Genomic DNA, 23356 nt, shown 5'->3' with positions numbered 1-23356 from the left:
AGAGGTTTTTTATAGGAATTTTGTAGTTGTTTCATCATAGCGAATAGGATGGTGTGTTATATCCTGTTTTAATAGTTGTGTGCGTAACGGTTCGTGCATGATGGAGAAATATACAGAGTTTGCTTTTTTCTCTATATCTAAAGCGGCATGGTCGAATGTTTTTGTATGAGTAAGGATTGGAAGTTCGATTTTTTTCTTGTTTTTTGAAAGGTAAGTTTGTCCTTTTTGTGACATGCCTAGCAGGCGAATATATGGTGCGTGTTGTTCTATATTTGCGCTACGTATTTCTTCTTTTGTTGTGTTTGTTAAAATGTGTGTACAAGCTCTTTGTAATCTAGTCCATGTATAACGTTTTGTTTTTAATGCTTCCATGAATGAATAGAAGGAGGAACTGTTTTGTATTTTTGATAAAATACGATGCTCTAAACCTTCTTCTATTTCATATATATGTCGTAAGTCCCCTGGAGACATCGTCATGAGTCTATATTTAAAAAATGAAAAGTATTGTTCCCAATTATGTAATATCCCGTAGTTTTGTTTGTAATTTGCTAAAAGCGAAGTGGTTGCCTGTGGGAGAAAAGGTTTAATTGTTGTAAATGACCCTTCTTCGCTAAAGAGTTGTTTTCGGATGCTTGTTGCGCTTGCAATATGTTGGTCATTAAATGTTTCATCATGATAATGAGAGGCAAATCTTTTTATAGTTTGAGCTTGTATAGAGCTATTTTGTGACAGAATTGCTTTCATATATTGGAAGCCTAAAATATTATTTGGTTGTGACATATCTATGTTTTTTTCAGATGTTAAAATGTGTGAGAAAGCATCCGATGTTGCTTTTGCATAACTATTACCAGCGTCCATGAATTGTTTTACAAGGTAGTTAAAAGTCTCTTCTTCGTTTTTTTGTACGGAGATGGTATTATAAAAATTTTCGATTTGTCCATCCTCACTACCGAAACAAATTTCAGAAACACGTAGGGCATTTAAAATGGAAATAGCACCATTTGCGAAGGTTTCAGCCTTTTGTGTTGCAAAGACGTATGGAAGTTCTACAACAAGGTCTACGCCGTTTGCTAAGGCCATTTTAGTGCGATACCATTTGGAAATGAGTGCGGGCTCACCACGCTGTAAAAAAGGACCACTCATAACGGCAATTATTATATCAGATTGTGTTAACTTTTTTGTCTGTTGCACATGATAAAGATGACCGTTATGAAAAGGGTTATATTCAACAACAATACCACCAGCTTTTATGGTAATCTCTCCTTTCGATGTAGCATCTTTTTGAAAAACGTGATACTCTATATATTATTTACTATGATGACTTCATTATAGTGTAAAGAAAAAACATTGACAAATATAAAATGGCTAGCTATAATTTTGTTTGTTGCCTTGAGGTGATATGATATGAAATGGTCCATCCATCAATTGAATAAATTGAGAAATAAAGGATTGACATTGGATGAGATGGTAGATGTAAGTGAGCTAAAAGAGGTCGAGAAAGATATTCGTGAAATTAATCCTGTTCATGTAACGGGAAGAGTTGATTTTGGCTCCGGTAAGTTTACGTTTCATCTACATATAACTGGAAGCATGGTTTTACCATGTTCTCGCTCTTTAGTAGATGTGACATTACCATTTGACATTAAAACAACTGAGGTGTTCCAAACTTCACAAGAAGAATTTGAAACTGAAGCTGAAATTCATTCTTTAGAAGGAGAAGTACTTGACTTACTGCCCGTAATCAAGGAAAATATACTTTTGGAGATTCCAATGCAAATTTTCAGTGATGATGTTTCTGGTGGAGCACCGACGCAAGGTCAAGACTGGCAAGTGATTTCGGAAGAAGACAAAGAAAAGACTGTTGATCCAAGATTGGCAGGACTTGCAAAGTTTTTTGACAAATAATCGGAAGACTGGTTCAGGCCTTCATATGAAAATAACTATTTCTTTTAAGGAGGTGGGAAGAATGGCTGTACCTTTTAGAAGAACTTCTAAAACAGTAAAAAGAAAGCGTCGTACGCATTTCAAATTATCAGTACCTGGTATGGTAGAGTGCCCAAGCTGTGGTGAAGCGAAATTAGCTCACCGTGTATGTAAAGCATGCGGTACTTACAAAGGTAAAGAAGTAATCAGCAAGTAATTGCGGGAAAATAAACGCAGAAGATATCTTCTGCGTTTATTTTTTTGTCTTAATCTTTAGTTGTTGTATTCTATCTTTTCTAGTAACTGCATATGCTTAATAAAAAATGCATAGGGAGGACTAGAGAGATGGCGACAACAAGACAAGATGCTTGGACTGATGATGAAGATTTGCTTCTGGCAGAAGTAGTACTCCGGCATATTCGAGAAGGTGGAACACAACTTTCTGCCTTTAAGGAAGTGGGGAAAAATTTATCTCGTACACCAGCAGCATGTGGGTTTAGATGGAATTCTTACGTAAGAAAGCAATATAAAGAACGTATTGAGGAAGCAAAGCAACTTCGTAAAGTAGAAAATTATGAAGTGAAAGAGACAAAGGTGTTAGAACCTACGTCAATTACGTTGAATGATGTTATTGATTTCTTGCAAAATTATAAAGATGAAAACTCTTTAACGGTGTTGCAACAACAAGTTGAATCATTACAAACAGAAAGAGAGCGTCTTCTAGAGCGATTATCAGTATATGAAGAAGAGTATAGAACACTACTTGATTATATCGATCAAAAAAGAAGTGTAATGGTAGCGGAAAGAAACAATGCTCGCTCGAATGAGAAGTTAGAGAAGCTTAAGAAATAAAAAACAGCTGTTATACAGCTGTTTTTTTATTTCTTAAGCCGATTCTTCGTTTGTAACCGCATTCAAATTTGCTTCTGGCTGCCAAATATAAAAATCTCCATCAGTTACTGATACGGGGTTGAAATTTAATTTATCCCAAAAACCAGCTGAATGAATACGTGCTATCGTTTTAATAGGAAATTGCATTTGTTTCGCATGATTTACAAGCATTTGCCCGAATCCTTGTTTTTGAAAAGTTGGTAATACTTCAAGTTTATAAAGTTCTAGGTAGGGACCTGTAATTTCGAATGGTTCTCCACCGTTTCTTTTCATATATAGACTCATACGTGCGATTAGTGATCCGCCATAATAAATACCGTAAAATGGAGATTCACTGTCGTTTTCAATAATGTTTGCTTGTAATTCTTCCAGCATAGATAGTTCCTGGGCTCCGCACCCTTTAAATTTTTTGAATTCATCTAACGTTTTATAATTGATGAGCAAGCGCTCAACTTTTGGGAATCCCATTACATCACATCCTTTTCTTGTCTCGTTGAATGCAGAAAAGTAAAAATATTTATAATAATAGTATAACTCATTTTTTTATTTTTATGAAGAAGATAGTATATTTCTTTTTTTATTTTTTTGAGGATTTGCTAAACTAAGAGTAGAAGCGTATTAATAGGTGGTACATACATAGTGAAAAATGAGAGTATATTTGTTGGGCAGAGGACAGCGGAATTATAGGGCGTACTCAGGTGCTTTAAAAAGATATAAAAGGGGGGAAGGCAAGGGCACTTAGTGTGAATTCCTTGTGTGAAAATGAAAATTGGAATTGTCGGACCAGGTGCTATTGGTCTATTGTATACATTTTATTTACAAAAAAATAACCAAGATGTTACGTTGTTTACAAGAACAGCTAAGCAAGCTGAAGAATTAAATGAAACAGGTGTAACTTGTATTAGAGATGGAAGATGTGAAACAGTATATCCATCTGTTTTACCGATAGAAAGTATGGTAGCGCAAAATTTAGATTATATATTTATTGCTGTGAAGCAATATCATATAGATGACGTACTACCGTTTGTGGAAGGGGCATCATCATTAATCTTTTTGCAAAACGGAATGTCGCATCTTCAAAAGATGCTGAACATAGGGAGTAAAAATATAGCTGTTGGTATTGTAGAACATGGTGCGAAAAAAGAGGGAGGGCATATCGTTCATCATACTGGGATAGGGGTAACAAAATTTGGAGTGGTTTGTGGTCAATCTATACATTTGAAAAAAATATTCAATTATTTTCCTTTTGCTTATTTTCCAGTTCAAATAGAAACGGATTGGGAAGAGATTATGCATAAAAAATTAGTAGTAAATGTATGTATCAATCCGTTGACAGCACTATTGGGAGTTAAGAATGGTGAATTAATCACGAATCGTTTTTTTTATCAAATGATGGAGCAAGTGTTTCAGGAGGCAGCATTTCTTATTAGAGGAGAAAAAGAAATGGTATGGCAAATGGTACGAAATGTGTGTGAAGGAACGTCTCGTAATACATCTTCTATGCTAGCGGATGTAAGAGCGAGTAGACAGACGGAAATTAATGCGATTGTTGGATACGTATTAGAAGAAGCTAAGAAACAGCAACGACCAGTTCCGACACTTCAATTTTTGTTCGATGCAATAAAAGGTTTAGAAACAAGAGTATAAGTGTTATTCTTTGCTTTTACGTGAAACATTGACTACAATGTGGATTGGTGAGAGAACTGGATACGAAAGGAAGAATTATATGGAGATAAAAGAAATCTCTGTTCCGCAACAAGGTATTGTAGCGGACTATATGAACGGTAAAAAAGAGATACAGTCATGTTTTGATTATATGTTAACAGAAGATGCTTTTAAACAACGTTTACATGATTTGCGTGAAAGGGAGTTTTTCCGCCAAGATTTAGTAGCGCATTTATTAGAATATAATACAAAATTACAAGCGGGAGAATCTACACTTCAAAATGTAAAAGCGCTTGGAGATGAAAATACATATGTTGTTATAGCTGGACAACAAGCGGGGTTATTAACTGGACCGCTTTATACAATTCATAAAGTTATTTCAATTTTACAGCTTGCAAAGGAAAAGGAAGAAAGTTTAGGAGTTAAAGTTGTCCCTGTCTTCTGGATTGCGGGTGAAGACCATGATATGGATGAGATTAATCATACTTTTGTAGCGAAAAATAAAAAGATGAAAAAAACTATTTTTTATGACCGTAATCCGAAAAAGGCAAGTGCTTCTGAGTCTGAACTTTCTGTTGAAGATTGTAGAAATTGGATTGAAGAGATTTTTAAAACATACCCAGAAACAAATTTTACAAAAGATGTATTAAAATTTGTTGATGATGCTTTGAAAAAATCGAATACGTATGTAGATTTCTTTGCTCATCTTATTACGAAAATCTTTGCTAATTCTGGTTTAATCCTTGTTGATTCACATCATCCTGAATTAAGAAAGTTAGAAATTCCATTTTTCAAGCGAATTATAAGTAAGTATAAAGAGGTACAAGAGGGCCTTCGTAATCAGCAGGAAGTAATTAAAGAACTAGGATACAAACCGATTATTGAAACGAAGTCTCATGCAGTGCATATATTCATGGAAATAGATAATGAACGAGTATTGCTTGAAGAGCATCAAGGTAAGTTTGTTGGAAAGGATGGGGCGCATTCCTTTTCATACGAAGAGTTGATTGAAGAGATGGAGAGAAATCCGGCACGTTTTAGTAATAATGTTGTAACACGTCCTCTTATGCAAGAGTATGTATTTCCTACGCTCGCATTTATTGGAGGTCCAGGGGAATTAGCTTATTGGAGTGAATTACAACAAGTATTCCATACTGTCGGTTTTCAAATGCCACCTGTCGTTCCTCGTCTTACAATTACTTATGTGGAGAGAGATATAGCGACAGATTTATTCGATCTGCAATTGAGAGAAATTGATCCGTTTTTAAATGATGTCGATAAACTGCGTGAAAACTGGTTGTCTAATCAAATAGAGGAACCGATTGATGATCATTTTGAAAAGGCGAAAAAAGAAATTGCCGATATTCATACATCTTTACAGCAATTTGTAAAGAAAATAGAGCCAGGGTTAGGTGCGTTTGCAGGGAAAAACGAATTGAAAATTAATGAACAAATTGAACTGTTGGAAAGAATGTTGAAAAGAAATGTTGAGAAAAAGTATGAGGTTCAGCTAAATAAATTCCGCCGTATACAATTCGCGCTTCGTCCATTAGGTGCACCGCAAGAACGTGTGTGGAATGTATGTTATTATTTAAATCAGTTTGGTTTGGATTTCGTTGATCGTGTAATGGAAAACCCTTTTTCTTGGGACGGAAAACATCATGTTATAAAACTATAAAATCTTGCTCTTTGGAGCAGGATTTTATTTTTATTCCGTTGAATTTACTGTGAAGTGATTTTTTTCTGAATTATCAATCAAAAAATGTTAGATATGGCAATTGTGTTGGATACTTAAATATATGACAAAATAGCACAAAATGTAAACGTATTATTCGCTTTTTCGACAGTTTTTTATTTAAATTCCCGCAAAAGATGATAAAATTTAGTATATAATAAAAGAAAATAGCGATTTGTATAGTATGTTGCCTTTGTTGGTAAGTTAAATGAGTCGTTCTTTCGTATTATTTCATTCTCTAAGCTTGAAATATGTGTTTAGAGGAAGGGATACATTCAACATAATTAATTGGAAAAAGAGTAGGTGCAACAATGTTTAAACACGTAACAGTGCTTTTAAAGGAAACAGTAGACGGCTTAGATATAAAGCCAGATGGTACATATGTAGATTGTACACTGGGGGGAGGAGGACATAGTTCTTATTTATTATCCCAATTAACTGAAGGTGGAAAATTAATAGCGTTTGATCAAGATGAGATAGCGATTCAAAACGCGAAAGAAAAGTTCTCTTCATACGGTGAACAGTTTATAACAGTAAAGAGTAACTTCCGTTATTTAGCTGAAAAACTGCAGGAAATAGGTATAACAGAAGTAGATGGTATTTTATTTGATTTAGGTGTTTCATCCCCACAATTAGATACACCAGAACGAGGCTTTAGTTATCATCATGATGCACCGCTAGATATGCGGATGGATCAAGATGCCCCATTAACAGCGTATGATGTTGTAAATAGCTGGTCATATGAACAACTTGTAAGGATTTTCTTCCAATACGGTGAAGAGAAATTTTCAAAACAAATTGCAAGAAAAATTGAAGCTTATCGTGAGAATAAAGCTATTGAAACGACAGGAGAATTAGTAGAGCTAATTAAAGAAGGTATTCCGGCTCCAGCTCGTAGAACGGGTGGGCATCCTGCTAAGCGAGTGTTTCAGGCAATTCGTATAGCTGTAAATGATGAATTAAAAGTATTTGAAGAAGCATTGGAATCTGCTATTGAGATGGTTAAGCCAGGTGGAAGGGTTAGTGTTATAACATTCCATTCATTAGAAGATCGTATTTGTAAAACAACGTTTAAGCGAAATAGTACAACGCCACAATTGCCGCCAGGATTACCGATTATTCCTGATGAATTTAAGCCGAAATTAAAGCTTATTACAAGAAAACCGATTTTACCTTCTGATATAGAGCTAGAAGAAAATAATCGTGCGCGTTCTGCGAAGTTGAGAATCGCTGAAAAACGATAAAAGGGAGAGAGAGGTATGACTAATTTAGCTGTAAAGTACAAACAACAAGCGCAAGAAGAGGTGCAAATTCAAACGCCCCCACAGCAGATGGCTAAGCCGAAGGTTAAAGCGAAAATTACAAGAATCGAAAAACTGTTGTATGTAGCGTTTATTGGCTTTTTATTGTATGCCTGTGTCGCGTTTATTGGAAATAAAGCAGGCCTTTATCAAGTTAATGTAGAAGCAGCGACGATAGAAGAAAAAATTGTACAGCAGCAAAAAGAAAATCAAGAATTACAAGCTGAAGTAGAGAAGTTAAGTCGCTATGAACGAATCGCTGAAGTTGCAAAAAAACACGGGCTAGAAATTAATGCGAATAATGTGAAAGGCCTCAAATAAGGCAATAGGTGTGAAGGAACGATGAAGAAGAATATGACTAAATTTCATACCAATAAGGGAGCAGGTTATTTTATGATATTTTTCCTCCTGCTCTTTTTGCTGTTATTAGCCCGATTTTTTTACATACAATCAACAGGAACAGTTCATAATCAGGATTTAGATGCACTTGCTAAACAAAAGCATAGTAAAAAAGGAGTTCTTGAAGCGAACCGAGGAACCATTTATGATCAAAACGGTCATGTGTTAGCGCAAGACGCAAACTCTTACAAAATGGTAGCTGCACTAAAAGGTGCTAACTCAGTTGAGAATAAAGAAGATACTGCAAAGAAAATTGCAGGAGTACTTGGAAAAGGCGAAGAGGATATTTTAGCTTCTTTAAATAAGGAAGGTAGAAGTCAAGTCGAATTTGGAACGTTAGGCAAGGATTTGACGAAAGAAAAGAAGGAACAAATAGAAGCGTTGAAGTTGCCGGGGATATCTTTTATTACAGAAAATGCAAGGGTGTATCCAAACGGTGATTTTGCATCTTACGTTATAGGTCATGCAAAACCAAATGAGAATGGAACCTCGGTAGGTCAATTTGGCATAGAGAAAAGCTTGGATAAATACTTAAGTGCCTCGAACGGAGAAGTAGCATATACAGGTGATCGTAAAGGTGTGTCCCTTGATGGGGGAAAAGTTAATGTAAAGGCACCTAAAAATGGAGATAACGCTTATTTAACAATCGATCAACGTGTCCAAAGTTATTTAGAAGACGCGATGAAAGCAGCAAGTAAGCAATATGAGCCAGAAAGTTTAATAGGGATTGTTGCAGATCCGAAAACTGGGAAAATATTAGCGATGTCTACTAAACCTAGTTATGACCCTAATGATCGTCAAATTAAATATTTCTTCAATGACGCGATTGCCAATGCATTTGAACCTGGATCAACAATGAAAATTTTCACGTTAGCGGCAGCTATTAATGAAGGTGTGTACAAAGGCCAAGATTATTATCAGTCCGGGACATATCAAGTCGGAAATAGGAAAATAAAAGATCATAACGGTGGTGCTGGTTGGGGCTCTATCACGTTTGATGAAGGGGTAGAGCGTTCTTCAAACGTAGCGTTTGCAATTTTAGGAGATCAAAAACTTGGTCCAGAACGTTTCCGAAAATATATTCATAGTTTTGGATTAGATGAAAAAACGAACATTGATTTATCAGGTGAAGGATCGAATACAATTTTATTTGATCAGCAAATACAACAAGTGACAACAGCTTTTGGACAAGGTTCCACTGTAACACCAATTCAGCTTGTACAAGCTGCAACGGCCATTGCAAATGATGGGAAAATGATGAAACCTTATGCAATTGATAAAATTGTAGATCCGATAACAGACAAAGTAAAATTAGAACATAAGCCAGAAGAAGTAGGAAAACCTGTTACAAAGGAAACAGCAGCGCAAGTAAGACAATTATTAGAACGTGTTGTTACATCTCCGAAAGGTACAGGGACAGCTTATAAAATTGATGGATATTCAGTTGGTGGTAAAACAGGTACAGCGCAAATTCCGGATGGAAAAGGCGGCTATATGACAGGGAGACAGAATTATATATTCTCATTCTTAGGTATGGCACCAATGGACGATCCACAACTTGTTGTGTATGTAGCTGTTAAACAGCCGAAATTAAAAGATGATGAGAACGGTGCACAACCGTTAGCTGATATTTTTAAATATGTAACAAAAAATAGTTTAGAGTATTTAAAGATTAAGCCAAATGAAGTGAAAGATCCGAAAAAACATCTGAAAGAACAACAAACTACTGTTCCGGATGTAAATGGTAAAACGATGGCTGAAGCGGGGAAAGCGATTGATAAAGCAAAACTTCGTCCAATCGTACTAGGTGAAGGGAAAGTACAGCAACAAGTACCAAAAGCGACTGAACAAACATTAAAAGGCGACCGAGTCTTCTTGGTAGGAGATAAGCCTACAATGCCAAATATACAAGGATGGGCACTGCGTGATGTTATGAATTTAGCGAAGACATTACAGCTTAACTTGAAACCTTCTGGTACAGGATACGTAACAGAACAAAGTGTGGCGGAAGGAACATTATTACAACCTGGTACAGAATTAGGTGTCACACTCGTACCGCCACTCGAACCACAGCAAGAAGCAGAAAAGCCGTAATGGTAAAAGAGAATAAGTTCTAATTAAATAAGTACAAGCATATATTGGAACAAGCTAGGCGTAAGGGAGGCTTGTTCCGATATGCGTGTATCAAATGTAACAGTTAGAAAACGACTTATTTTTATACTTATATCAGGTATACTTATTTTCACGATTATCGATATTCGTCTTGGATATGTGCAATTTTTTCTTGGGAATATGTTAACGGATCGTGCGAAAGATTCATGGAGTCGTAATATTACTTTTGAACCCGAACGTGGGAAAATTTTAGACCGAAATGGTGTGGAACTTGCCACGAATAAAAGTGCTCCAACTGTCTTTGTTGTACCGAGGCAAATTGAAAAACCAGCAGAGACTGCAGAGAAGTTAGCTGCAGTATTAGGTGTGGAAAAAGATGAGATTTATAAAAGGATTACAAAAAAAGAATCGATTGTAAGGTTAGATAAAGGCGGAAGGAAAATATCACATGACAAAGCGAAAGAAGTACGAGGATTAAGTCTGAAGGGCGTGTATATCGCAGAGGATTCTATCAGGTACTATCCATTTGGAAACTTTTTATCACATGTATTAGGTTTTGCAGGTAGCGATAACCAAGGTCTTATGGGACTAGAAAAATATTATGATAAAGAGCTAAATGGGGACAAAGGTCATGTGCGTTTTTTTGCAGATGCGAAAGGACAAAGGATGCCTAATGTTGGTGATGATTTCAAAAAGCCAGAAGCCGGTTTAAATTTAGGATTAACAATCGATGCGCGTATTACAAGGATTATGGAAAGAGAAATGAATATTGCGGAGTCAACTTATAATCCTGACGGTATGATTGCGATTGCAATGAACCCTAAAAATGGTGAAGTTTTAGGGATGTCTAGTCGACCGAGTTTTGACCCAGCGGATTTTCAAAGTGTCTCTCCAGAAGTGTATAACAGAAATCTACCTGTATGGAGTACGTATGAGCCTGGTTCAACATTTAAGATCATTACATTAGCTGCAGCATTGAATGAAAATTTAGTAGACTTAGAGAAGGATACGTTTTATGATGATGGAGCAGCTGAAGTAGGTGGAGCTAGATTGAAATGCTGGAAAGCAGGAGGTCATGGCAGTCAAACGTTTTTAGAAGTCGTTCAAAACTCATGTAACCCGGGATTTATTGAACTTGGTGATCGCCTTGGTAAAGACCGATTATTTAAATACATTCGTAATTTTGGTTTTGGGCAGAAGACTGGAATTGACTTGCAAGGTGAAGGCAGTGGGATTTTATTTAATTTAGATAAAGTTGGTCCAGTAGAGCAAGCAACAACTTCATTCGGCCAAGGGGTTTCTGTTACACCGATTCAACAAGTAGCAGCTGTAGCGGCGGCTGTAAATGGTGGAACATTGTATCAGCCGTATATAGCTAAGGAGTTTATTGATCCGAAAAATAATCAAGTTGTTAGTAAAAAGACACCTGTTGAGAAAAGAAAAGTTATTTCCAAGGAAACTTCAGAAAAAGTTCGTTATGCATTAGAGAATGTTGTAGCGAAAGGTTCTGGGAAAGGTGCTTATATTGATGGATATCGCGTAGGTGGAAAAACGGGTACTGCTCAAAAGGTGAAAGATGGTAAATATTTAGAGAATAATTATATAGTATCTTTTATCGGATTTGCTCCAGCGGATGATCCAGAGATTGTTGTGTATGTAGCTGTTGATAATCCAAAAGGGGTTACACAGTTTGGTGGAGTGGTAGCAGCTCCGATTGTCGGGAATATCCTTCGAGATGCACTTCCTGTTATGGGAGTGAAACCGAGAAAAGAACAAGTTGAGAAAGAATATAAATGGGGCGATACACCAACTGTGGAAGTTCCGAATTTAATTGGAATGAAAAAGAAAGACTTACAAACACAACTCGTCGATTTGAAGCTTGATATAAGTGGAGATGGAGAGAAAGTAATTAAACAATCACCAGAAGCGGGAGCTAAAGTAAAAGAAGGCTCAAAAATTAGAATTTACTTCGGGAATTAAAGGTAACATAGTACGTTTTATGGTACAATTGGTGGAAGTGAGTTCTTTATAGAACAGTTACTTAATTTGAGACAGTAAGTGTCTCATTCATAAATAGGTCAGTAGCACTTACCTCCTTATATAGGAGGTAATGTGTTGCTTACTGAAAAAAGATAAATAAACAATGTAGAGAGGGTTTAGTGAAATGAAGTTGCATACACTTGTATCATGTTTGCATGATTTTCCAGTTGTTCCAAAAGAAAATCCAGAAATCACATCTATAGAAGCTGATTCACGTAAAGTGAAAGAGGGAAGCTTATTTGTATGTATGAAAGGATATACGGTTGATAGCCATGATTTTGCTAAGCAAGCAGCGGCACAAGGAGCGGCTGCTATTGTTGCGGAAAGACCAATTGATGTTGACGTTCCAGTTGTACTTGTGAAAAATACTTTTCGTTCGTTAGCGGTTTTAGCTGATTATTTTTATGGTCAACCGACACACAAGTTACATTTAATCGGAATTACAGGTACAAATGGAAAGACAACAACATCGCATATTATGGATGAGATTATGCGAGCACATGGTCATAAAACAGGGCTAATTGGAACGATTAATATGAAAATCGGTGATGAAACATTTGAGGTGAAAAATACAACACCAGATGCACTAACACTTCAACAGACGTTTTCAAAAATGGTTGAACAAGGTGTGGACAGCACGGTAATGGAAGTTTCGTCACATGCGTTAGATCTTGGTCGTGTACACGGATGTGATTACGATGTAGCGGTGTTTACGAATTTAACACAAGATCATTTAGACTATCATAAAACGATGGAAGAATATAAACATGCAAAAGGGTTACTATTTGCACAGCTTGGCAATAGTTATAATCATAATCGTGAAAAGTACGCTGTGCTGAATAGCGATGATAATGTAACAGAAGAGTATATGAGAAGTACTGCAGCAACAGTTGTAACATATGGTATTGATACAACAAGTGACATTATGGCAAAAAATATCGTTATGACGAGTGGCGGGACTACATTTACGCTTGTCACACCATATGAAAGTGTAAATGTTACGATGAAATTAATAGGTAAATTTAATGTATATAACGTACTTGCAGCAACAGCAGCAGGACTTGTTTCGGGTGTGAAATTAGAAACAATCATTGCTGTTATAAAAGAACTAGCTGGGGTTCCAGGGCGTTTTGAAGTTGTTGATGGAGGACAAAATTATACAGTTATTGTTGATTACGCACATACGCCGGATAGTTTAGAAAATGTATTAAAAACTGCAAAACAATTTGCAAAAGGTGATGTGTATTGTATCGTTGGTTGTGGCGGCGATAGGGACCGAACGAAGAGACCGATAATGGCAAGTGTTGCAACAAAATATGCAACTCATGCAATTTACACATCAGATAATCCAAGAAGTGAAGATCCAGCGGCTATTTTAGATGATATGGTACATGGTGCAAGTGGGAAAAATTATGAAGTGATTATTGATAGAAAAGAAGCGATACACCATGCAATCACTAAAGCGAAAGCAGATGATATCATTATTATTGCTGGTAAGGGTCATGAAACGTATCAAATTATTGGTAAAGAAGTTCATCATTTTGATGATCGTGAAGTTGCTAAAGAAGCAATTAAAGGGCGTTTAAGCAACGAAGAGTAACAACGTGAGAGGAGGACTACATGTGCTTGAGCAAGGTTTATTAGTAACGGCTGGGGTAGCATTCTTAATTTCTGTTGCCCTTTCGCCATTGTTTATTCCATTTTTAAGAAAATTAAAGTTCGGACAGAGTATTCGTGATGAAGGACCAAAGTCACATCAAAAAAAATCAGGGACACCAACAATGGGTGGTATCGTCATATACGTATCTATGATGGTAACTTCACTTATTATGGCGATTAAGTTTAATTATTTAGGTGCAGAGGTTTCGTTATTACTATTAGTGACGTTTGGTTACGGATTGATTGGATTTTTAGATGACTACATAAAGGTAGTTAAGAAGAGAAATCTTGGTTTAACATCAAAACAAAAATTAGTAGGTCAGCTTGTTATTGCTATTGCATTCTTTTTAATTGGAAAAGGGCAAGCGTTCCACACATACATCATGATTCCGGGAACGGATGTTAAGTTTGAATTAGGTTGGGCGTATTTCGTACTTGTACTATTTATGCTTATTGGTGGATCAAATGCAGTTAACTTAACTGACGGTTTAGATGGTTTATTATCAGGAACAGCTGCTATTGCATTTGGAGCATTTAGTATTATTGCTGTGGCACAAGAGCAATTTGGAGTGGCGATATTCTGTATGGCAGTTGTAGGAGCTGTACTTGGATTTTTAGTATTCAATGCGAATCCAGCAAAAGTGTTTATGGGAGATACAGGTTCATTAGCTTTAGGTGGAGCCATTGCAGCTGTAGCGATTTTATTAAAACAAGAATTGCTACTTGTAATTATCGGCGGAGTATTCGTAATGGAAACTTTATCGGTTATCATTCAGGTCATTTCATTTAAAACAACAGGAAAACGTGTCTTTAAAATGAGTCCATTACACCATCATTATGAATTATGTGGTTGGTCAGAGTGGCGTGTTGTTGTGACGTTTTGGTCTGCAGGATTTTTATTAGCTGTGTTAGGAATTTATATCGGGGTGTGGATGTAATTGAAAACTGTAACTGAATTTCAAAATAAGAATATTCTTGTATTAGGCATTGCAAAAAGTGGTTATGCAGCAGCTACATTGTTACAAAAGTTAGGGGCAAATGTTATTGTAAATGACGGAAAGCCTTTAGCAGAGAATGTACTTGCTGCAGAATTACAAGCAAAAGGAATGGACGTTGTATGCGGTGGTCATCCTTTAGAATTATTAGAGAGAAATATTTCTCTTGTAGTAAAAAATCCAGGAATCCCGTATTCTAATCCAATATTAGTTGCTGCGAAAGAAAAGCAAATTCCGATTGTTACGGAAGTTGAATTAGCATATCGTATTTCAGAAGCACCATTTGTTGGGATTACGGGGTCTAACGGTAAAACGACGACGACAATGCTGACATTTGAAATGCTAAAAGAAGGACAAAAGCATCCTGTAATTGCAGGGAACATTGGCACTGTAGCGTGTGAAGTAGCACAGGATGCAAAAGAAAATGAAGTTGTAGTTACAGAACTTTCATCATTTCAATTGATGGGAGTAGAATTGTTCCAACCTAAAATTGCTGCGTTTTTAAATTTATTTGAGGCCCACTTAGATTATCATGGGACGAAGAAAGAATATGGTTTAGCGAAAGCAAATATTTTTAAAAACCAAACAGAAAATGATTATAGTGTAATAAATGCGGATGATGCAGATGTGATGGCTTTGTCTGCGTATTCTAAAGGTCAAAAAATCCTGTTTTCGACAACGAAAGAAATTGAAGATGGCGCGTGTATAAAAGATAACGCTCTTTATTTCAAAGGTGAAAAAGTTGTTGAAGTAAGCGATATCGTTTTACCTGGTCAACATAATTTAGAAAATATTTTAGCTGCGATGAGTATTGCGAAATTATTAGGTACTTCTAATGAAGCAATTACGGTCGTGTTAAAACGTTTTACGGGTGTAAAACATCGTTTAGAATATGTAACAACGATTAACAACCGTAAGTTTTATAATGATTCAAAAGCAACGAATATGTTAGCGACTGAGAAAGCACTATCTGCGTTTACACAACCGATTGTGTTACTAGCAGGTGGGCTTGATCGCGGAAATGAATTCGATGATTTAATTCCGTATTTCAAAAATGTAAAAGCGATTGTAACATTTGGACAAACAGCTCCTAAACTAGTAAGAGCGGCAGAAAAAGCGGGATTAGATATAATTGAAAGTGTCGATACTTTAGATGAAGCAGTGGTGAAAGCTTATGCTCATTCTAAAGATGGCGATGTTGTTCTTCTTTCTCCAGCGTGTGCAAGCTGGGATCAATTTAAAACATTTGAAGAAAGAGGAGACATTTTTATACAAGCTGTGCATAAACTTATATAAAGTAAATCAAAACATCAGTAGGCTAACACCTACTGATGTTTTGTTACATAGGGCAAAAGGTTCTGCCTAAAGAGGTGGTGTTTGTGGGTAATGAAGAAAACGCCTGATTTTATTCTCATCATCGTAACACTTTCATTGTTGACAATCGGAATGATTATGGTTTATAGTGCGAGTGCAGTTTGGGCCTCTTATAAAATGGGGGACTCATTCTTTTTTGCAAAAAGACAATTACTGTTTGCGGGTCTTGGTGTAGTAGCTATGTTTTTTATTATGAAAATTGATTATTGGGTGTGGCGTACGTATTCAAAAGTGATTTTGCTAGTTTGCTTCATTCTTCTTATTCTCGTTCTTATTCCTGGAGTAGGTCTTGTTCGAGGAGGAGCACGAAGTTGGATTGGAATCGGAGCATTTTCGATTCAACCGTCAGAATTTATGAAGTTTGCGATGATTATTTTCTTGGCAAAGTTTTTAGCAGAACGGCAAAAATTGATTACATCTTTTAAACGTGGTTTATTACCGGCCCTTAGTTTTGTGTTTCTTGCTTTTGGGATGATTATGTTACAGCCAGACCTTGGGACAGGAACGGTAATGGTTGGGACATGTATCATTATGATATTCATTTCGGGAGCGAGAGTCTTTCACTTTGCAATGTTTGGTTTGATTGGTGTAGCAGGATTTGTAGGGTTAATTGCATCAGCACCGTATCGAATGAAACGCATTACATCATATTTAGATCCGTGGTCAGATCCGCTCGGGAGTGGATTTCAAATTATCCAATCATTACTTGCAATTGGACCTGGTGGATTATTTGGGCTTGGACTTGGACAAAGTAGACAAAAATTTCTTTATTTACCTGAACCACAAACTGACTTTATATTTGCGATCTTATCCGAGGAATTAGGTTTTATTGGTGGTTCATTTGTGTTATTATTATTTAGTCTATTATTATGGCGCGGGATTCGTATCGCATTAGGAGCGCCAGATTTATATGGTACGTTTTTAGCAGTAGGTATTGTGGCGATGATTGCGATTCAAGTAATGATTAATGTTGGTGTTGTAACAGGACTGATGCCTGTTACGGGTATTACCTTGCCGTTTTTAAGTTATGGTGGATCAAGTTTGACATTAATGTTAATGGCAGTAGGTGTATTATTAAATATAAGTCGCCATTCTCGCTACTAAACCCTGTTTATAAGACAGGGTTTTTCGTATGTGTGTAAAAATGCAATATGTATATAGAAATAAGTATAATGGAAATAAGAAAAGAGAAGCGGAGGAGTTAGTAGTGCGTGTATTAGTGAGTGGTGGGGGTACTGGTGGTCATATTTATCCAGCTCTTGCTTTAATTAGAGAAATAAAAAAGTTAAATCCAGAAGCGAGATTTTTATATATTGGTACGGAAAATGGACTAGAGAGTACAATCGTTCCAAAAGCAGGTATACCATTTCAATCTATTGTTATAAGTGGATTTAAACGAAAAATATCATTAGATAATGTGAAAACAGTAATGCGTTTTCTAAAAGGTGTACAGGATAGTAAACGATACATTCGTCGTTTTAATCCGGATATCGTAATTGGAACGGGTGGATATGTATGTGGACCAGTTGTATACGCTGCAGCCAAATTAGGTATTCCAACTATTGTACATGAACAAAATAGTGTACCAGGTGTAACGAACAAGTTTTTAAGCCGTTATGTTGATAAAGTTGCTGTTTGTTTTGAAGCAGCTATAGAGCATTTTCCAGAGTCAAAAGTGGTAATGACAGGTAATCCACGAGCATCAGAGGTAATGGATCAAAATGGAATGAAGGGGAAACGTTCAGTTGGGCTTTCTCTTCCTAAAAAGTCTGTACTTATATTTGGTGGAAGTCGTGGGGCTAGACCGATTAACGATGCCTTCGTTGAAGCAATTGAACAGTTTGGGAACAAAAGCTACGAAATACTATATGTAACGGGTGAAGTACATTATGATAAAGTGATGGAAGCCGTGAAGCAAAAAGGGAACCCAAGCAATGTTATTATTAAGCCGTTCATTCATAATATGCCAGAGGTACTAACTGGTGTAGACCTTGTTGTTTCAAGGGCTGGGGCAACAACACTTGCAGAATTAACAGCGTTAGGAAAACCAAGTGTGTTAATACCGAGTCCGTATGTAACAAATAATCACCAGGAAAAGAATGCACGTTCAGTTGTTGATAAAGGAGCGGCAAAAATGTTACTTGAAAAAGATTTAACAGCTGAAACGCTTATTCGTGATATTGATGAGATTTTATTGAATGCACAAACATTACAAAATATGAAGCTAGCGGCTAAGCAACTAGGTATTCCAGATGCAGCAAATAAGCTGTATGAAGTAATGAATAAGCTTGTAAAAAAATAAAGTGAGGCTTTAATCAGTGGGGAGTGATTCTCTCTCGTTGATTATTATCTTTCACTAATAGGATGTTTACTGACATCCTGATTCCGCCTAATTTCTTTGTTATCGCCGAATTTTGATTTAGGAGCTGTACTGCCCGTAAATAGAGGGATAACGTTAGGTGAACGCCCTGCATATTATTGTCATAAGGAGACTTAATATGGGGGAGATTGTCTATGGAACAATTAGTAAATGAGCTTATAGAAGCAGACGTTGGTCGTGTTTTAGTTAACGAGCCGTTAGCACGTTATACAACTATGAAAATAGGTGGACCAGCGGATATTTTAATTGTGCCAAAGCATGTAGCCGGTATTGAAAAAACATTACAGTTAGTAAAGCAATACAAAACGAAGTGGACTGTAATTGGTCGCGGTTCAAACCTTCTTGTATCTGATCAAGGCATAGAAGGTGTTGTTATTCGTTTAGGAGAAGGATTAGATCACTTAGAGGTCGAAAAACATAAGGTAAGAGTTGGTAGTGGATATCCTCTTATTAAATTGTCAACTTTACTTAGTCGTCAAGGGTTAGCTGGATTGGAGTTTGCGAGCGGTATTCCAGGAAGTGTCGGTGGTGCAGTATACATGAATGCAGGTGCACATAAATCGGATATATCGAGTGTATTATCGAAGGCTCTCATTCTGTTTGAAGACGGTACAATTGACTGGTTAACGAATAAAGAACTGGAGTTTTCTTATCGGGCATCTGTATTGCAAACGAAACGTCCTGGTATTGTTTTAGAGGCGGTGTTTCAATTACAGGCGGGAAAACGTGAAGAAATTGTACGTAGTATGCAAAATAATAAAGATTACCGCCGTGAAACGCAACCATGGAATCACCCGTGTGCAGGAAGTGTATTTCGGAATCCAATCCCACATTTTGCAGGAGATTTAGTAGAAAAAGCAGGGCTTCGTGGTTATAGGATTGGTGGAGCTCAAATTTCTGAAATGCATGGCAATTTTATTGTTAATACCGGGGGAGCTTCAGCGCAAGATGTATTGTCTTTAATTGAATTAATAAAACATACAATTAAGGATAAATTTGATGTAGATATGCACACAGAAGTAGAAATCATTGGAAGATAACGGTTATTCGTTCCGCTCATTATCATTTATGTTATAATAAGAAGATAAGAACGGCATGAGGAACATGCCGTTCTTTATGTTACATAGGGGGATCGTACATGAATAATAGTAAAGTGATTAAACTACAAGATCGTGTACCAAAATTGAAAAATCAAAAGAAAAAAAACAAAAAAAATGTTAATCATCGATTGATTTTATACATATCAATTTTATTTTTATTAGTGCTCTTTTTAATTTATTTTCGGTCTCCGCTTAGTAATATAAAAAAGATTAGTGTGTTTGGAAATCACTATATGACGGATGAGCAAGTAATGAAGGATTCAGGCGTGACATATGATACAAGTTATTTCCGAGTGACAGCACATAAAGCTGAAGAAAACTTAACGAAGCGAAAAGAAATTAAAGCAGTAAATGTAAAAAAACGTTTTCCAAACAAGATTGATATTCATATCGAAGAATATTTAACGATTGGTTATATAAATAAAGAGGGAAAATTACAACCGTTATTAGAAAATGGAAAAACGCTTGATGTACTACCTAATGGAAAACTTCCTGTTGCAGCACCGATTTTTGAACCTTTTAAAGAAGAGAAAATGAAGGAGTTAATCGCTGAACTAGAAAAATTAACACCAGCTATTTTAAAATCTATTTCGGAGATTCGCTATTCACCAACGAATGCGAATGAAGATCATCTTACTTTATATATGAATGAAGGTTATGAAGTGAGCACTACGATTCAAAATTTCGCAAAACGTATGGAAGCCTATCCACTTATTTTAAAAACAATTGAGCCAGGTAAGAAGGTATTAATTGACTTAGAAGTAGGTGCATATACGAAAGAATTAGGTGCGGAAGAAAAAAAAGAATAGAATGGTAGTTTTCGTTGCTTATAGCAGAAAAAACGAAACGAATGTTCTATTATATGTATACGAATTTAGAAGAATGGTTCATTTGATGAAAAATATGTAAAAATTCTTAGATTCATACTAGTATTGGTACAAGTTTCACTTTTCTATGAGTACATCTTAGTGTAGACTTATACTTGGCGGTAAACTTTACACTCGAAATAGAATTATTTCAAGATAAGCAGTTATTCATAGTTTACTGCGATATTCTTAATTGAATGCTAAATAAAAATAAGAAAAATATAGGGTTAAAAAAGGGAAACGTATAAAGACGTTGAATATTTTTCTTATAAATAGTAAAGTTGCGATTGTTGTTCCATATATTGAGTTGTATGGTATAAATAAAGAAGGAGGTGCCAAAGAATGAACAGCAATGAAATATATGTTAGTCTTGACATCGGTACATCCAATGTTAAAGTCATCATTGGTGAAATGGTTAATGACAGCTTAAACATTATTGGTGTTGGAAATGTAAAATCAAATGGTTTAAAGAAGGGATCGATAGTTGATATAGACGAGACTGTTCGATCAATTAAAAAAGCAATTGAACAAGCTGAGCGCATGGTGGGAATCCACATTGAGCAAGTTGTAGTAGGTGTCAATGCAAACCAGGTACAGCTACTTCCTTGTCACGGAGTAGTCGCTGTTTCAAATGAAGATCGTGAAATCGGGAATGAAGATGTCTTACGCGTTCTAGATGCAGCACAAGTTGTGTCAATTGCTCCAGAACGTGAGTTTATTGATGTGGTACCTCGACAGTTCATCGTAGACGGTCTTGACGAGATTAACGATCCACGCGGGATGATCGGTGTAAGATTAGAAATGGAAGGTACACTTATTACAGGCTCGAGAACTTTACTACATAACCTACTTCGTTGTGTAGAAAAAGCAGGTCTTGAAATTGTTGATATTTGTCTTCAACCTTTAGCGGCTGCAACAGTTGCTATATCTTCAGATGAAAAAAATAGAGGAGTAGCCCTTGTTGATATGGGGGGAGGATCTACAACTTTATCTATTTTTAAAGATGGAGAGTTACAAGCGACGAGCGTATTACCATTAGGTGGAGACCATATAACGAAAGATATTGCGATTGGGTTGAAAACTTCAACAGAAAATGCAGATCAAATTAAGTTGAAATATGGACATGCTTTTTATGATACAGCATCTGAAGAAGAGATGTTTACGGTTCCTATTATGGGAAGTGATCAAACAGAACAATATTCTCAGTTGGAATTATCGGATATAATAGAGGCTCGTGTAGAGGAAATTTTAATGTTTGTTCAAGATGAAGTGCGTAAGTTAGGAGTAAAGCAAGTGGCTTCTGGTTATGTACTAACTGGCGGAATTGCTTCTATGCCAGGTGTTCTTGATCTTGCATATGATATTTTACATGAAAATGTTCGTGTAGCAACTCCTGATTATATTGGTGTGCGTGAGCCTCAATATACAAGTGGAGTTGGATTAATTAAACATTCTTATCAAAAAGCTAAATTACGTGGGAAAAATGTGCAGGAAAAGCAAGAGCATTTTGAACCAGTACCAGCACCAGCACCAACGCCGGTACAACAGCAACCCGCGAAACAAAAAACTCGTAATCAAAACAATAATAATCAAAATGATGACCGCATGATGTCAAAAGTAAAACGTGTATTCCGTTATTTATGGGATTAAAATTGGACACGAAAAATGAGGTTCTAGGGGGATTTCGACATGTTAGAGTTTGATACTACTCAAGATCAATTAGCGAATATAAAAGTTATCGGTGTCGGCGGTGGCGGAAACAATGCTGTAAACCGTATGATTGAACACGGTGTACAAGGTGTAGACTTTATCGCTGTGAACACTGATGCACAAGCATTAAATCTATCAAAAGCTGAAACAAAAATGCAAATTGGTGGAAAATTAACGCGTGGACTTGGTGCAGGCGCAAACCCTGAAGTAGGGAAAAAAGCTGCAGAAGAAAGTAAAGAACAGATCCAAGAAGCACTTCGTGGTGCGGATATGGTCTTCGTAACTGCCGGTATGGGCGGTGGAACTGGAACTGGTGCAGCTCCAGTTGTTGCTCAAGTTGCAAAAGAATTAGGTGCTTTAACAGTTGGTGTTGTAACACGTCCATTTACTTTTGAAGGACGTAAGCGTGCGACGCAAGCAGCATCTGGTATTGCAGCATTTAAAGAAAATGTAGATACTCTTATTGTAATTCCAAACGATCGCTTATTAGAGATTGTTGATAAAAATACGCCAATGTTAGAAGCATTCCGTGAAGCTGATAACGTATTACGTCAAGGTGTTCAAGGTATTTCGGATTTAATTGCAACGCCAGGTTTAATTAACTTAGACTTTGCAGACGTAAAGACAATTATGTCTAATAGAGGTTCTGCTTTAATGGGTATTGGTTCTGGTAACGGGGAAAATCGTGCTGCAGAAGCTGCGAAAAAAGCGATTTCTAGTCCATTACTAGAAACATCTATTGATGGAGCTCAAGGTGTTATCATGAACATTACGGGTGGCGCTAACTTAAGCTTATATGAAGTACAAGAAGCGGCAGATATCGTAGCTTCAGCTTCAGATCCAGAAGTAAATATGATCTTCGGTTCTGTTATTAACGAAGGATTAAAAGATGATATCGTTGTAACTGTAATTGCAACTGGTTTTGATGATAGCATTGCAACTCAACCACCAAAACCAATTATTCGTCCGAATGCGAACCACACGCAACAACAGCAACAACCAGTAGCTCAACCTTCAAAACAACGTGAAGTAAAACGTGAAATGAAGCGTGAAGAGCCAGTTGTACATGAGCGTCATTCAGATTCAGATGATATCGATATTCCAGCATTTTTACGTAACCGTCGTAGACGATAAAAAAAGGAGCTTTCATGCTCCTTTTTTGTTTTTTAAATGGAAAAGACCTGCTAAGCAGGTCTTTTTTTTATT

General features: G+C 36.5%; 20 protein-coding genes. 18 read left to right on the top strand and 2 right to left on the bottom strand.

The annotated features are described in order from the left end of the window. Window positions 1–9 precede the first annotated feature (9 nt). Complete coding sequence (locus HMPREF2590_RS05470; protein WP_002000715.1) at window positions 10–1191, bottom strand: nucleotidyltransferase; 1182 nt, start codon at window positions 1189–1191, stop codon at window positions 10–12. 213 nt (window positions 1192–1404) lie between these two features. On the opposite strand from HMPREF2590_RS05470, the gene HMPREF2590_RS05465 reads away from it, so the two are divergent. From HMPREF2590_RS05465 to HMPREF2590_RS05455, 3 genes are all read left to right on the top strand, one after another. Further along, complete coding sequence (locus HMPREF2590_RS05465; protein WP_000872149.1) at window positions 1405–1905, top strand: YceD family protein; 501 nt, start codon at window positions 1405–1407, stop codon at window positions 1903–1905. Window positions 1906–1966: 61 nt separating this feature from the next. Further along, on the top strand, window positions 1967–2140 hold the full coding sequence (gene rpmF / locus HMPREF2590_RS05460) for a 50S ribosomal protein L32 (protein ID WP_001984764.1): 174 nt from the start codon (window positions 1967–1969) through the stop codon (window positions 2138–2140). A 128-nt stretch (window positions 2141–2268) separates the two neighbouring features. Further along, a complete protein-coding gene (locus HMPREF2590_RS05455; RefSeq protein ID WP_000246468.1) occupies window positions 2269–2775 on the top strand; it encodes an RsfA family transcriptional regulator in 507 nt (168 codons plus the stop codon). 33 nt (window positions 2776–2808) lie between these two features. Here the strand turns inward: HMPREF2590_RS05455 and HMPREF2590_RS05450 are convergent, their stop codons facing one another. After that, window positions 2809–3282: an N-acetyltransferase gene (locus tag HMPREF2590_RS05450; protein ID WP_000506695.1), complete on the bottom strand. Its 474-nt coding sequence runs from the start codon at window positions 3280–3282 to the stop codon at window positions 2809–2811. A gap of 294 nt (window positions 3283–3576) precedes the next feature. Between HMPREF2590_RS05450 and panE the strand changes: the two genes are divergently transcribed. From panE to ftsZ, 15 genes are all read left to right on the top strand, one after another. Further along, window positions 3577–4461 carry a 2-dehydropantoate 2-reductase gene (gene panE / locus HMPREF2590_RS05445; RefSeq protein WP_002098124.1) on the top strand — a complete coding sequence of 295 codons (885 nt, stop codon included), beginning with the start codon at window positions 3577–3579 and terminating at the stop codon, window positions 4459–4461. Between the two features lie 79 nt (window positions 4462–4540). Continuing rightward, window positions 4541–6157 carry a bacillithiol biosynthesis cysteine-adding enzyme BshC gene (gene bshC, locus HMPREF2590_RS05440; protein ID WP_000403027.1) on the top strand — a complete coding sequence of 539 codons (1617 nt, stop codon included), beginning with the start codon at window positions 4541–4543 and terminating at the stop codon, window positions 6155–6157. 368 nt (window positions 6158–6525) lie between these two features. Continuing rightward, entirely contained in the window at window positions 6526–7458 is a 933-nt protein-coding gene (gene rsmH / locus HMPREF2590_RS05435; protein ID WP_000472508.1) for a 16S rRNA (cytosine(1402)-N(4))-methyltransferase RsmH, read from the top strand. A gap of 15 nt (window positions 7459–7473) precedes the next feature. After that, window positions 7474–7836, top strand: a complete 363-nt coding sequence (gene ftsL, locus HMPREF2590_RS05430) for a cell division protein FtsL (protein ID WP_000182804.1) — start codon at window positions 7474–7476, stop codon at window positions 7834–7836. A gap of 21 nt (window positions 7837–7857) precedes the next feature. Then, window positions 7858–10008, top strand: coding sequence for a penicillin-binding protein (locus tag HMPREF2590_RS05425; protein ID WP_000739958.1), 2151 nt, complete (start codon window positions 7858–7860; stop codon window positions 10006–10008). Window positions 10009–10089: 81 nt separating this feature from the next. Beyond that, entirely contained in the window at window positions 10090–12006 is a 1917-nt protein-coding gene (locus HMPREF2590_RS05420) for a stage V sporulation protein D (RefSeq protein ID WP_001266237.1), read from the top strand. Between the two features lie 184 nt (window positions 12007–12190). Continuing rightward, complete coding sequence (gene murE, locus HMPREF2590_RS05415; RefSeq protein WP_000766316.1) at window positions 12191–13666, top strand: UDP-N-acetylmuramoyl-L-alanyl-D-glutamate--2,6-diaminopimelate ligase; 1476 nt, start codon at window positions 12191–12193, stop codon at window positions 13664–13666. A 22-nt stretch (window positions 13667–13688) separates the two neighbouring features. Further along, window positions 13689–14663, top strand: a complete 975-nt coding sequence (gene mraY, locus HMPREF2590_RS05410; protein WP_000893060.1) for a phospho-N-acetylmuramoyl-pentapeptide-transferase — start codon at window positions 13689–13691, stop codon at window positions 14661–14663. After that, entirely contained in the window at window positions 14664–16016 is a 1353-nt protein-coding gene (gene murD, locus HMPREF2590_RS05405) for a UDP-N-acetylmuramoyl-L-alanine--D-glutamate ligase (protein WP_000860116.1), read from the top strand. It begins immediately after the preceding gene. A gap of 90 nt (window positions 16017–16106) precedes the next feature. Continuing rightward, a complete protein-coding gene (spoVE, locus tag HMPREF2590_RS05400) occupies window positions 16107–17198 on the top strand; it encodes a stage V sporulation protein E (protein WP_000753520.1) in 1092 nt (363 codons plus the stop codon). A 103-nt stretch (window positions 17199–17301) separates the two neighbouring features. Continuing rightward, window positions 17302–18396 (top strand): undecaprenyldiphospho-muramoylpentapeptide beta-N-acetylglucosaminyltransferase, encoded by a 1095-nt coding sequence (gene murG / locus HMPREF2590_RS05395; protein WP_021728036.1) that lies wholly within the window; start codon window positions 17302–17304, stop codon window positions 18394–18396. 212 nt (window positions 18397–18608) lie between these two features. Next, window positions 18609–19514, top strand: a complete 906-nt coding sequence (gene murB, locus HMPREF2590_RS05390) for a UDP-N-acetylmuramate dehydrogenase (RefSeq protein ID WP_000437024.1) — start codon at window positions 18609–18611, stop codon at window positions 19512–19514. Window positions 19515–19612: 98 nt separating this feature from the next. Continuing rightward, complete coding sequence (divIB, locus tag HMPREF2590_RS05385) at window positions 19613–20383, top strand: cell division protein DivIB (RefSeq protein ID WP_001065789.1); 771 nt, start codon at window positions 19613–19615, stop codon at window positions 20381–20383. A gap of 399 nt (window positions 20384–20782) precedes the next feature. After that, on the top strand, window positions 20783–22090 hold the full coding sequence (gene ftsA, locus HMPREF2590_RS05380; protein WP_001087557.1) for a cell division protein FtsA: 1308 nt from the start codon (window positions 20783–20785) through the stop codon (window positions 22088–22090). A gap of 39 nt (window positions 22091–22129) precedes the next feature. Next, entirely contained in the window at window positions 22130–23284 is a 1155-nt protein-coding gene (ftsZ, locus tag HMPREF2590_RS05375; RefSeq protein WP_000888984.1) for a cell division protein FtsZ, read from the top strand. Window positions 23285–23356: the final 72 nt, after the last annotated feature.

The organism is Bacillus sp. HMSC036E02 (assembly GCF_001836235.1).
Lineage (GTDB): Bacteria > Bacillota > Bacilli > Bacillales > Bacillaceae_G > Bacillus_A > Bacillus_A cereus.
This window is presented reverse-complemented; position numbering and strand designations above follow the sequence as displayed.

Coding starts and splice junctions, on each gene's coding strand:
- HMPREF2590_RS05465 (WP_000872149.1), top strand. CDS start 1,405: ATGAAATGGTCCATCCATCAATTGAATAAATTGAGAAATAAAGGATTG.
- rpmF (WP_001984764.1), top strand. CDS start 1,967: ATGGCTGTACCTTTTAGAAGAACTTCTAAAACAGTAAAAAGAAAGCGT.
- HMPREF2590_RS05455 (WP_000246468.1), top strand. CDS start 2,269: ATGGCGACAACAAGACAAGATGCTTGGACTGATGATGAAGATTTGCTT.
- HMPREF2590_RS05450 (WP_000506695.1), bottom strand. CDS start 3,282: ATGGGATTCCCAAAAGTTGAGCGCTTGCTCATCAATTATAAAACGTTA.
- panE (WP_002098124.1), top strand. CDS start 3,577: ATGAAAATTGGAATTGTCGGACCAGGTGCTATTGGTCTATTGTATACA.
- bshC (WP_000403027.1), top strand. CDS start 4,541: ATGGAGATAAAAGAAATCTCTGTTCCGCAACAAGGTATTGTAGCGGAC.
- rsmH (WP_000472508.1), top strand. CDS start 6,526: ATGTTTAAACACGTAACAGTGCTTTTAAAGGAAACAGTAGACGGCTTA.
- ftsL (WP_000182804.1), top strand. CDS start 7,474: ATGACTAATTTAGCTGTAAAGTACAAACAACAAGCGCAAGAAGAGGTG.
- HMPREF2590_RS05425 (WP_000739958.1), top strand. CDS start 7,858: ATGAAGAAGAATATGACTAAATTTCATACCAATAAGGGAGCAGGTTAT.
- HMPREF2590_RS05420 (WP_001266237.1), top strand. CDS start 10,090: ATGCGTGTATCAAATGTAACAGTTAGAAAACGACTTATTTTTATACTT.
- murE (WP_000766316.1), top strand. CDS start 12,191: ATGAAGTTGCATACACTTGTATCATGTTTGCATGATTTTCCAGTTGTT.
- spoVE (WP_000753520.1), top strand. CDS start 16,107: ATGAAGAAAACGCCTGATTTTATTCTCATCATCGTAACACTTTCATTG.
- murB (WP_000437024.1), top strand. CDS start 18,609: ATGGAACAATTAGTAAATGAGCTTATAGAAGCAGACGTTGGTCGTGTT.
- divIB (WP_001065789.1), top strand. CDS start 19,613: ATGAATAATAGTAAAGTGATTAAACTACAAGATCGTGTACCAAAATTG.
- ftsA (WP_001087557.1), top strand. CDS start 20,783: ATGAACAGCAATGAAATATATGTTAGTCTTGACATCGGTACATCCAAT.
- ftsZ (WP_000888984.1), top strand. CDS start 22,130: ATGTTAGAGTTTGATACTACTCAAGATCAATTAGCGAATATAAAAGTT.